The sequence below is a fragment of the Pedobacter sp. 01N416 genome (assembly GCF_056399685.1).
Window position 1 is genome coordinate 1 of record NZ_JBFTRT010000506.1, and the last position, 3,799, is coordinate 3,799.

Consider the following 3,799-nt stretch of genomic DNA (forward strand, 5'->3'; position numbering starts at 1 on the left):
AGGCTATCTGTTAAAAAATGCGCATCCGGTAGAGCTCGAAAACGCGCTCACAAAATTGAATATCAACGGATTTTTTTACCCTGACTGGGCATCAAAAATCATTTTCTCCAGCCTAAATAAAACCAAAGATGCTGAGATCWAAATTTCAGATCGGGAGAAAGAGTTTTTAAAATACACCGTTACCGAGCTTAATTATAAGGAAATAGCCGATAAAATGTTCTGTAGCCCACGTACTGTTGAAAGCTATCGCGATCAGTTATGCGAAAAACTCGAACTTAAAACGCGGGTTGGATTGGCTGTTTTTGCCATCAAAAATGGCTTTGCGTAAAGGTTAATTATTTGAAAGTATGAATGGTAAACTGATATGATAGCGCGATTATCAGATTTCAACAATTAACCAATTAACCTTACTTTTGAAGCATGAAATTCCATCATTTGCTGTTTTTGGTTATGGTTGCAGTTTTTACCTCATGCAAACCAGAAGAAAAAAGCCATCAATATATTAAGTTTAATACACCAACGGAGTTATATCAATTCTTAAAATGGTCGCCAGAAAATCGTTTTCCATTAGTCAGTGCCCATCGTGGAGGTCTAATGCCTGGTTTTCCTGAAAACTGTATCGAAACTTTCGATAATGCGACTACCTATAATCCAGTAATTATCGAATTCGACATTGCTTACAGTAAAGATTCGGTAATGGTGATTATGCACGATGATCAGCTCGATCGTACGTCGACAGGAAAAGGGCCGATTGGCAATTATACTTACGAAGAATTAAAGGCTTTCAATCTTAAAGACGATGAGGGCAAAGAAACAAAATTTAAAATCCCGACTTTGGATAGTGTATTAAGCTGGAGCAAAGGAAAAGTTTTATTAACCATCGATTTGAAAAAGGGTGYTTCTTATGCCAAAGTGATCGAAAAGGTAAGACAATATAAAGTAGAAAGTAATTCAATAATCATTACTTATACTGCCTATCAGGCCAAGGAGGTACATCAATTGGCACCCGAACTCATGATTTCAGCTTCCATTCAAAAGAAAGCAGAATTGAAACGTTTAAATAGCTTGGGCATACCCTATAACCGTATTGTAGCTTTTGTTGGTGTTTCTGCTCCGGATAAAGAATTGTACCAATACCTGCACAACAAAGGCATTACCACTATTTTAGGCACCATGGGGAATATCGATAAAAGCGCCATTGCCAGTCCGGTAAAAAATGTTTATTATCATCTGGTTAACAATGGTGCAGATATTTTATCGGGCGATAATTTACCACAGGCATCAGAAGAACTGGATAAGTTCAGGTATAATAAAAAATTAAGTTCAGCGCATATAAATTAACCACAGATGGAAAGGGTGAACACAGATCGGTTTAACCAATTATGAAATCTGTGTCTGTGCAAATCTGTGGTAAAAAACACAAAATGAGTATTTCAGTTAAAAATCTTTCTAAACATTACGATAAGCAAAAGGCGGTCGATTCGATTAGCTTTGAAGCCAGGCCAGGTCGTATTTTGGGTTTTCTTGGCCCTAATGGAGCTGGTAAATCTACAACCATGCGTATGCTTAGCGGTTATTTAGAGCCTACCTCAGGTGAGGCTGAAATTTCTGGTAAAAGCATTCTTTACGATGCCATTGAAGCTAAAAAGCATATTGGTTACCTGCCTGAAAATACACCGCTTTACGCTGATATGTACGTAAAGGAATTTTTAAATTTTGTTGGTCAAACGTATAACCTTACCAATTTACCTGCACGGATTGATGAAGTCATCAAAATGGTAGGCTTAACACCAGAGCAACATAAAAAAATCGGTGCGTTATCCAAAGGGTACCGTCAAAGGGTAGGTTTGGCTCAGGCGATAATCCATAATCCTGCGGTTTTAATTTTAGATGAGCCTACTTCTGGTTTAGACCCGAACCAATTGGTTGATATTAGGCAGCTKATCAAAACATTAGGTGCTGCTAAAACGGTTGTCATCTCTACCCACATTATGCAAGAGGTTGAAGCCATTTGCGATGACATCATCATCATTAGCAAAGGTAAAATCGTAGCGAAAGATTCACTCGAAGGCCTAAAAAAAATGCACCAACAGCAATCATTAGAAGATATTTTTAGAAAACTTACTGCTTAATTCATGCTTTGCCAAAAAATAAAAAATGCCTTAATAGTTCTTCTATTTTTAACACCTGTTATATTGAAAGCCCAAAATACCCCTAATATTGGTATTGGTGCCGAAATAGGTTTGCCATCGGGAAACTTCGTTAATTTATCTGGAATAGGTTTAGGTGCATCAATAAAAGCTGATTTCCCAATAGCTGCTGATTTTGCCATATCCTTAAACGGAGGTTTTATGAATTTTTTTGGTAAGCGAAATCAGCTTTTTAAGGTTCAGGATTTAACCTATATACCCGCTAAAGCTGGCTTGAAATATCAGCTGGGAGAAAGTTTTTACGCCGAAGGGCAGTTAGGGGCGGCATTGCCATTAAATAATGGGCAAAAAACTTTATTTGTTTGGTCGCCTGGTATAGGGAATCAATTTAAGCTATCTGGCGAAAATAAACTCGATTTAGGGATCAGATATGAAGCATGGACGGGTAAAAATGAGTTGTCCGATTTAAATAAGACCAATACCAAAGGTTTTGTTGGAATTAGATTTGCATATATATTTAGATTATAACTCGTAATTAAGAGGACAAATTATTGTTTTTAATTCAATTATTCGTGATAAACATACAGTTATTCAGACATTTTATCACCGATTACAACTATTTGGAATAAATTCAGTTTGTGTTTAATTGTCTGTATATCAGTTATTTGTTATTTGTATTTTGTCTTTTTTATTTTATTTGTAACGTTTTTGGCATCATGCTTGTCTATAAATGCAAATAATTAACGAACAATAAATAAAAATCACATGAAAAAAGTATTACTTTCTTTATTAATGGTTGCAGGCCTGGGCTTTGCAGCTTCAGCTCAAACAGAAGGAGCAGTTCAAAAACTAAGCATTGGTGCTGAATTTGGTTTACCGACAGAAAAAAATTCAAATACCTTAATCGTAGGCGGTTCATTGCAGTACGAACATCCAGTGGCTAAGGATTTAAATTTAACTGGTTCAGCTGGTTATTTATCATTAATGGCTACAGGAGATGCAAAAGATTTTTTAAAGTCTATTGGGGCAAAAACGAGTTATGGTGTTATCCCGTTAAAAGCTGGTGCTAAATACTATTTTGGTGGTAACTTTTATGGCGCTGGCGAATTAGGTGCGGCAATTAGCACTGAAACAGGTGGTAGTACTTTATTTGCAGTTGCACCAACTTTAGGCGCATCATTTTCTGTTGCCGATAAATCTAGTTTAGATTTCGGTTTACGTTACGAAAATTGGTCAGGAAATGGTGGTTCTACAGGCTTTATTGGCTTACGTGCTGCTTTTGCATTCGGTTTATAGTATTAAACCATAATTTATTTAGAAGCCTCCAAGAAATTGGGGGCTTTGTTGTTTATCAGCTATTTAAGGTTTCATCGGTTACAAAATAATTTTAACTATCAAATTAGTTTATTTATTATTGTACTGTTTTAGCCGTATAGGCGAAAGCACGGAAACTAAAAAATAATTTTCAAAAACAACTCTCAAAATCAGATGAAAAAACTAGTATTATCTTTATTAACAGTTGCAGGTTTAGGCTTTGCAGCTTCAGCTCAAACAAACAAACCTGTAATTTTTGGCGTGAAAGCCGGGGTGGCCTTTCCAAACATGACCATATCATCAGGAAACGCATCGGTAAGTTTTGATGCAAAAAC

Annotated in this window: 6 protein-coding genes; 5 read left to right on the forward strand and 1 reads right to left on the reverse strand. The window is 36.2% G+C overall.

Translation table 11 applies throughout. The features are described from left to right. The 3 genes from AC1DND_RS22435 to AC1DND_RS22445 all read left to right on the forward strand — a co-directional run. Window positions 1–328 (forward strand): response regulator transcription factor (locus AC1DND_RS22435; RefSeq protein ID WP_477584823.1); only part of this gene is annotated, 328 nt, incomplete at its 5' end. A 92-nt stretch (window positions 329–420) separates the two neighbouring features. Beyond that, window positions 421–1,341: a glycerophosphodiester phosphodiesterase family protein gene (locus AC1DND_RS22440; protein ID WP_477584824.1), complete on the forward strand. Its 921-nt coding sequence runs from the start codon at window positions 421–423 to the stop codon at window positions 1,339–1,341. A gap of 83 nt (window positions 1,342–1,424) precedes the next feature. After that, on the forward strand, window positions 1,425–2,132 hold the full coding sequence (locus AC1DND_RS22445) for an ATP-binding cassette domain-containing protein (protein ID WP_477584825.1): 708 nt from the start codon (window positions 1,425–1,427) through the stop codon (window positions 2,130–2,132). Here AC1DND_RS22445 and AC1DND_RS22450 read toward each other — a convergent pair. Further along, window positions 2,129–2,332 carry a hypothetical protein gene (locus AC1DND_RS22450; protein WP_477584826.1) on the reverse strand — a complete coding sequence of 68 codons (204 nt, stop codon included), beginning with the start codon at window positions 2,330–2,332 and terminating at the stop codon, window positions 2,129–2,131. The two genes, AC1DND_RS22445 and AC1DND_RS22450, sit on opposite strands and share 4 nt — an antisense overlap. A gap of 19 nt (window positions 2,333–2,351) precedes the next feature. Between AC1DND_RS22450 and AC1DND_RS22455 the strand changes: the two genes are divergently transcribed. Both AC1DND_RS22455 and AC1DND_RS22460 read left to right on the forward strand, forming a co-directional pair. Next, on the forward strand, window positions 2,352–2,678 hold the full coding sequence (locus AC1DND_RS22455; protein WP_477584827.1) for a hypothetical protein: 327 nt from the start codon (window positions 2,352–2,354) through the stop codon (window positions 2,676–2,678). A 237-nt stretch (window positions 2,679–2,915) separates the two neighbouring features. Further along, window positions 2,916–3,446 carry a hypothetical protein gene (locus tag AC1DND_RS22460; protein ID WP_477584828.1) on the forward strand — a complete coding sequence of 177 codons (531 nt, stop codon included), beginning with the start codon at window positions 2,916–2,918 and terminating at the stop codon, window positions 3,444–3,446. The last annotated feature ends 353 nt before the right edge of the window (window positions 3,447–3,799 follow it).